The 6,482-nt window shown below is 59.5% G+C and carries 9 protein-coding genes; all 9 read right to left on the bottom strand.

Translation table 11 applies throughout. The features are described 5' to 3' along the window. The coding region (locus tag V3W31_09610; GenBank protein ID MEE9615182.1) for an argininosuccinate synthase domain-containing protein at window positions 1-188 on the bottom strand (188 nt) is incomplete at its 3' end. 13 nt (window positions 189-201) lie between these two features. After that, window positions 202-1,131 (bottom strand): ornithine carbamoyltransferase, encoded by a 930-nt coding sequence (argF, locus tag V3W31_09605; GenBank protein ID MEE9615181.1) that lies wholly within the window; start codon window positions 1,129-1,131, stop codon window positions 202-204. A gap of 125 nt (window positions 1,132-1,256) precedes the next feature. Next, entirely contained in the window at window positions 1,257-1,790 is a 534-nt protein-coding gene (locus tag V3W31_09600; protein ID MEE9615180.1) for a hypothetical protein, read from the bottom strand. A gap of 193 nt (window positions 1,791-1,983) precedes the next feature. Then, complete coding sequence (locus V3W31_09595; protein ID MEE9615179.1) at window positions 1,984-2,154, bottom strand: type II toxin-antitoxin system HicA family toxin; 171 nt, start codon at window positions 2,152-2,154, stop codon at window positions 1,984-1,986. Continuing rightward, window positions 2,147-2,371: a type II toxin-antitoxin system HicB family antitoxin gene (locus tag V3W31_09590; protein ID MEE9615178.1), complete on the bottom strand. Its 225-nt coding sequence runs from the start codon at window positions 2,369-2,371 to the stop codon at window positions 2,147-2,149. The genes V3W31_09595 and V3W31_09590 overlap by 8 nt, the downstream gene beginning before the upstream one ends. A 107-nt stretch (window positions 2,372-2,478) precedes the next feature. After that, entirely contained in the window at window positions 2,479-3,663 is a 1,185-nt protein-coding gene (locus V3W31_09585; protein MEE9615177.1) for an aspartate aminotransferase family protein, read from the bottom strand. Beyond that, a complete protein-coding gene (prmC, locus tag V3W31_09580; GenBank protein MEE9615176.1) occupies window positions 3,660-4,550 on the bottom strand; it encodes a peptide chain release factor N(5)-glutamine methyltransferase in 891 nt (296 codons plus the stop codon). The genes V3W31_09585 and prmC overlap by 4 nt, the downstream gene beginning before the upstream one ends. Before the next feature lie 4 nt (window positions 4,551-4,554). Further along, a complete protein-coding gene (gene argB, locus V3W31_09575) occupies window positions 4,555-5,415 on the bottom strand; it encodes an acetylglutamate kinase (GenBank protein MEE9615175.1) in 861 nt (286 codons plus the stop codon). Between the two features lie 78 nt (window positions 5,416-5,493). Continuing rightward, on the bottom strand, window positions 5,494-6,482 hold a 989-nt coding region (gene hslU, locus V3W31_09570), incomplete at its 5' end, for an ATP-dependent protease ATPase subunit HslU (GenBank protein ID MEE9615174.1).

Genomic DNA, 6,482 nt, shown 5'->3' with positions numbered 1-6,482 from the left:
ATGACGACCTTCTTCGCCCCGCTATCGAGCGCCTTCTTCCTAAGGGGCTTTACCTCCGAGCCCTGCCCGATGTCGGCCACGAAGGCCACGACCTCGCAGCCGTAGCTCTCCCGGAGCCATTGAATGATGACCGATGTATCGAGGCCGCCCGAGTAGGCGAGCACCACGCGTTTTACGCCCTTCTTCATCCGTTCTCCCTTTCTATTCCCTGTTGCCTAAAAGTTTTTCGAGGATCGCCTTCTGCATATGGAGCCTGTTCTCGGCCTGGTCCCACACCACCGACTGCCCGCCCTCGATGACCTCCTCGGTTATCTCTTCCCCCCTGTGCGCCGGCAGGCAGTGCATGACTATGGCGTCCTTCTTGGCGAGCTTCACGAGAGCGGAGTCGACCTTATAGCCCTTGAACGCCTTCTTCCTGGACTGAACCTCCTCCTCCTGCCCCATGCTGGCCCAGACGTCGGTGTTTACGACGTCGGCGCCCTTCACCGCCTTCTCCGCGCTCTCTGAGAGCTCCACCTTGCCTATCCCCTCGTCCCCGGCCCTCTCGAGCACGTCCGGGTCGGGCCCGTAGCCCGCAGGACAGGCGACCGTTAACTCGAAGCCGAGCCTTGCCGCGGCCTCTACCCAGGAGTTGGCCATGTTGTTGCCGTCGCCGACCCAGGCGACCTTCAGATCTCCGTAGCCGCCCTTCTTCTCCACTATGGTAAGGACGTCGGCCAGGACCTGGCACGGGTGGTGCAGGTCGGTAAGGCCGTTTATGACCGGCACGGTCGCGTACCCGGCGAACTCCTCGACTACCCCGTGCCCGAAGGTCCGGATGACGACGCCGTCCACGTAGCGGCTCATGACCCGCGCGGTGTCCTTCACGGGCTCGCCCCTGCCTATCTGCGAGTCGGCCTGGCTTATGAAGGTCACGTTCCCGCCAAGCTGGTACATGGCGGCCTCGAACGAGACGCGCGTCCTGGTCGAGGGCTTCTCGAATATCAGGGCGAGGGTCTTGCCCTTCAGGGGTTCGGCCGTAAGGGGTTCGGGCGGTACGGCGCCCTTGAGCCTTTGCTTCAAGAGCACGGCCCTCTCTATAAGAGCGTCTATATCTCCCTTTTTAAGGTCGAATATCGTTAAAAGATCCACCTTGAGTTCCCCCTGAATCAAAAAAACCGCCGTTAAGCGGTTTTATATAGCATACATCAGGGGGTGGGTCAATGCAACGGGAAAATGGACTCTGCGGGAGCCGTTATCCGGCGCGGCTTAAGCGGTCAAAAGGTCCTGTCCGAGACCTCCCTCGAGATAAGCTCGGAGAGCTCCCTCGCGAAATGCCTCACCTTTGCGAGGTCCCTGTCCCGGAAGAGCTCCTCATCCCCGGCGTCGGTATCGAGCAAGACGGCGTACACGAAGGCGCCGTACCCGCGTAGCGGTCTCCTGTCGATCGAGATACCCTTTATCTCGGAGAAGGGTATCTTCGCTTTGCGGCCGAGAAGCCCCCTTGCCCCGATACGTACGACGGCCTTTACCGGCTCCACGACTATTGCCGCGAGCTCTTTACTCAGTGCATCCAGGAGCAGACAGAGGAGAGAGAAGAGGAGTACCGAGAGGAACGCCATTGATGCGGAGACGGGCCCGGCCGTGGCCACCCACATCGAGAGTACCCAGAAGGCTATGAACACACAGAGGGCTGCGACCGCGAGGACGGTCAGGAGCCCTCCAACGGCCGGGCCAGTCATGGTCGCGTAGACCGGCCTGAATACGTGGAGGTGGTCTTTTGGCCTTAGTAGCTGTCGGTGGTAGCCCATGGTGTGCACCGATTTTACCGACCTTACCAACGGATTAAAACCGGGGGATTGAAACCAGGCGGCTCGTTGTCGCCGGTCCGGCTCCCCCATAACAACAATAGGACTACCTTAATTATAGCTGAGTTTTCGCGCTGTGGGGTTATCGGACTTACATGGAGGGAACTTCATTGCCCCGTGGCCGCTACGGCTTTAATCACTTGACCGTCTTGGGGTGTAACGTCTTACCGGTATGGAAGGGGACGACGACCCTTCTATCCCCTCTCTTGTATATCCTGTGGCTGCCCTTGCTCCTTATCATCTCGAAACCGGCCTTGAAGAGCATTGCTTCCGCTTCCTGTGCCTTGAGGCGCGGCAGCTTAGGCAACTCTTACCTCCATGGTGGTCGTAAGGATTTCCTTACTCAAGGCCTCCTTCCTCTCGTCCTCGGGAAGGGTTTCCAGATAAAGTTCGATGGCCTCCCTGGCGTTGGCCATGACCTCATCGAGGGTGTCCCCTTCGGTCTGGCAACCATCGAGCTCCGGGCAGTAGGCGTAAAACCCGTGCTCGTCTTTTTCTATGACTATGCTGACCTTGTACGGCATCCCGTCACCTCCTCGCATAAAGCCATTACTATATTTTTATCACACCTGCAGGGATTTTTCAATTGCCGTTTGCGCCGCTCGGGGCGATCCTTCCCGAATGTAATCCCCTACGCCCCGAGCACCCCCCGAAGCACCCCCGACATCTCGTCCACCTCGGCTTCGGTTACCGTTAAAGGCGGGAGGAAGCGGAGCACCGTCTCGGCAGTGCAGTTAATGAGGAGACTTTTTTCAAGGCAGTCAGTGACTATGCCGGCGCCGGGCCGATCGAGCTCCATGGCGACGATAAGCCCCTTGCCGCGGACCTCCTTTATAAAAGAAAAATCCTTCTTCAACCCTTCGAGCTTACCTACGAGGTAGCTCCCGACCTTCGTACAGTTTTCGAGCACGCCGTCTTCGAGCGTGGCCCTAAGCGCCGCCGTGCCCGCGGCCGTCGCGAGCGGGTTCCCGCCGAATGTCGAGGCATGCGCGCCCGGACCGAAGGCGGCAGCGACCTCTTCCGTTGCGAGCATCGCGCCTATGGCAACCCCTCCGGCAAGCCCCTTTGCGAGCGTCATCACGTCGGGCTCGACATCGTAATTTTCGTAGGCGAAGAGCGTCCCGGTCCGCCCCATCCCGACCTGCACCTCGTCGAATATAAGGAGTATGCCGGCCTCACGAGAGAACGCCTTTAGCTCCTTCAGGTAGCCTTTATCCGGGAGGTTCACCCCGCCCTCGCCTTGAATGGGCTCCACCATTACAGCCGCCGTGGTTTCGGTCACCGCGCGGCGGACGGCCTCCACGTCGTTAAACGGGACATAGATGAACTTTTCCAGGAGCGGCTCGAACCCCTCCTGGATCTTCTTCTGTCCGGTGGCGGCCATGGCGGCCATGGTCCTGCCGTGGAAGCTCTTCTCCATGGAGACTATCTGGAAGCGGCCTTCACCCCTGGCGCTAAAAAACTTCCGTGCGAGCTTTATTGCCGCCTCGTTAGCCTCGGCCCCGGAGTTGCAGAAAAATACCCTGTCGGCGAACGAGTTCTCCGTAAGGAGCTTCGCGAACTCGGACTGCGGCTCGATATGGAAGAGGTTCGAGACGTGGATAAGCTTTCCGGCCTGCTCCCTTATGGCTTCGACAACCCGAGGGTGGCAGTGGCCGAGGTTACAGACCGCCAGCCCCGCCACGAAGTCCAGATACTCGCGCCCGTCGGCGTCCCAAAGCCTCGTGCCTTCCCCCTTAACGAACGCCACTGGGAAGCGCCTGTAAGTATTAGCCACATGGCGCGCGGTAAGCTCTATTATTTCCTTATTGGTCAAGGTGCCGTCTCCTCCTCCCCGATTTTCCTCGCCTTCACTACCCTCTCTATCCCGGAGTAGTCCTTTATTATATCGACGGACTCGAACTCCTCGGACTCCTCCAGGAGCCCCTCCACCTCTTCCGCCTGGTCGTAGCCGACCTCGAAGATAAGCGTGCCTCCGGGCTTCATGTACCTGGGGGCGCCTTCGATAATCCTCTTTATGAACTCCAGCCCGTCTTCCCCCCCGTCAAGGGCCGCTCGCGGCTCGTAGTCGCTGACCTCGGGCTCTAGCTCCCCTATGTCGGCACTCTTTATGTATGGGGGGTTTGCGACGATAAGGTCGAACTTGCCTTCGAGCGGGAGGTCCTTAACGGCATCGAAGAGGTCGCCCTCCAGGCACTCCACCCTCTCGATGACGTCGTTTACGAGCGCGTTCTTTACGGTGGTCTCTATGGCGTCGGGCGAGTTGTCGGTTGCGAGGACAAGGGCACGGGGGACTTCCATGGCGATACAGACCGACACACATCCGCTCCCGGTGCAGAGGTCGAGCACCATGGGCTTTTCGGGACCCGGCTTGAGCGCATTTACCGACTCCTCGACCAGATGCTCGGTCTCGGGACGCGGTATGAGCACGGCGGGGCCGACCATGAAGCCCACCCCCCGGAACTCCGTCTCTCCGATTATGTACTGGAGCGGCTCCCTCTTGAGCCTCCTCTCCACCCACCCTTCCAGGGTCTTCCGGTTGGACTCCCCAAAGGGCATGGCGCGGATTTGTATGATCTGCGAGGGCTTCGTGCCCAGAATCTGGGAGAGCATCAAGAGCGCCTCCCTCCGGGCGCCGCTTATCCCGTTTTCCTTGAGCCTATCTTCCGTGCGCGAGATGGCGTCCCATATCGTCCCCGCCACGACGCTACCTTTTCCGGGGCTTTATGACCGTCCCCACACCCGCGTCGGTGAAGACCTCCAGCAGAACGGCGTGCTCCACCCTGCCGTCTATTATGTGCGCGGAGGTAACGTCCCGGGCGACCGCCTCGATGCAGCACTTGAGCTTGGGTATCATCCCCCCGGTCGCGACCTTCCTGGTTATAAGGGACCTGGCCTCGGAGAGGCTTAGCGAGTTCAGGAGCTTTTTCTTCTTATCTATCACGCCCTTTACGTCGGTAAGGAGTATGAGCTTTTCGGCCTTCAGGGAGGAGGCTATCTTCCCGGCGACGGCGTCGGCGTTTATGTTGTAGCTGGCGCCCTTATCGTCCCCGCCGACCGGGGCTATTACCGGGATGAAGTTGCCCTCGTCGAGGCTCGCTATGAGGCTCGAGTCTATGGACTCGACCTCCCCGGCCATGCCCATCTCCTCGCCGCGTATCTTAAGCCTCCTGGCCTTTATGGTGGCGCCGTCCTTCCCTCCGAAGCCCACGGCCCTGCCGCCGAAGTGGTTTATGAGACCCACTATCTCTTTATTCACCTTCCCGACGAGCACCATCTCCACGACGTCCATGGTGTCGGCGTCGGTGACGCGGATGCCCTTGACGAACCGGCTCTCCTTGCCGAGCCGTTCGAGGAGCCCGCCTATCTGCGGCCCGCCGCCGTGGACGATGACCGGGTTTATGCCCACGTACTTCATCAGCACTATGTCCCGGGCGAAGCTCCGCTTAAGGTCTTCCTCGGCCATAGCGCTCCCGCCGTACTTTATGACGACGGTCTTCCCGTAAAACTTCTTTATGTACGGGAAGGCCTCGAAGAGGACTTTTATTTTCTCTATATGTTTTTTCATAAGTCTCTACTAATAATCGTTCTTTCCGCATCACGCATCACGCACACGTGTTACGGCCTTTCATTCGCATCACGGCCCTTAAAGTATATACCTGGACAGGTCCTCGTCTTTCAATATCTCGGAAAGCCTTTCCATGACGTAGCCGCTGTCCACCACTAACTTCTTCTCCTTCATGTCCGGAGCGTTGAAGGATATGTCGTCCAGTACCCGCTCCATGACGGTGTGGAGCCTCCTGGCCCCTATGTTCTCCATGCTGTCGTTCACCTTCGTGGCTATGGCGGCTATCTCCTCCACGGCGTCGTCGGTAAAGACGAGCTCTACCCCCTCGGTCTCGAGGAGCGCTATCGACTGTTTCAGGAGCGCGTTCTCAGGCTCCGTGAGTATCTTTATGAAGTCCCCCTTGCCGAGGCTCGTGAGCTCCACCCTTATGGGAAAGCGGCCCTGGAACTCGGGTATGAGGTCCGAGGGTTTCGAGATGTGGAACGCGCCGGAGGCGATAAAGAGTATGTGGTCGGTCTTTACCATCCCGTGCTTGGTGTTGACGGTCGAGCCCTCGACTATCGGCAGGAGGTCCCTCTGCACGCCCTCCCTGGATACGTCCGGGCCCTGGCCGGCCTGGCGGCCCGCAATCTTATCTATCTCGTCTATGAAGACTATGCCCGACTGCTCGACCCTCTCTATGGCCTCTTTCCTGACCCTGTCCATGTCGATAAGCCTCTGGGCCTCCTCCTGGGTGAGTATCTCGAGGGCATCGGGGACCTTGACCTTCCTCCTCCGGGTCTTCTTGGGGAAGATGTTGGAGAACATCTCCTTCATGTCCATCTCCTCCACGCCGGCCGACGAGAATATCTCCACCATGGGCATCTTCTGGTGCTCGGCCTGGTCGACTTCGACGGCCCTCTCGTCGAGCTTGCCCTCCTTCAAGAGCCCCCGGAGTTTTTCCCTGGTGTCTTTATGCGGCGCGCCTTCCCCGTGTCTCTCATCGCCCCCCGAAACGTGGCCGGGGGGGCCGGGGGGATGGTAGGGGTAAGCCGACGATGTCGGCGCGGGGAGGAGCGTATCGAGAA

The sequence above is a fragment of the Thermodesulfobacteriota bacterium genome, from assembly GCA_036482575.1.
Taxonomy (GTDB): domain Bacteria; phylum Desulfobacterota; class GWC2-55-46; order GWC2-55-46; family JAUVFY01; genus JAZGJJ01.
The sequence above is the reverse complement of the archived record's forward strand: the minus strand, read 5'-3'. Positions and strand labels throughout refer to the sequence as shown.

Excerpts from the sequence above, each read along its gene's own strand:
- V3W31_09590 (MEE9615178.1), bottom strand. The coding sequence starts at position 2,371 with ATGCCGTACAAGGTCAGCATAGTCATAGAAAAAGACGAGCACGGGTTT.
- V3W31_09600 (MEE9615180.1), bottom strand. The coding sequence starts at position 1,790 with ATGGGCTACCACCGACAGCTACTAAGGCCAAAAGACCACCTCCACGTA.
- argB (MEE9615175.1), bottom strand. The coding sequence starts at position 5,415 with ATGAAAAAACATATAGAGAAAATAAAAGTCCTCTTCGAGGCCTTCCCG.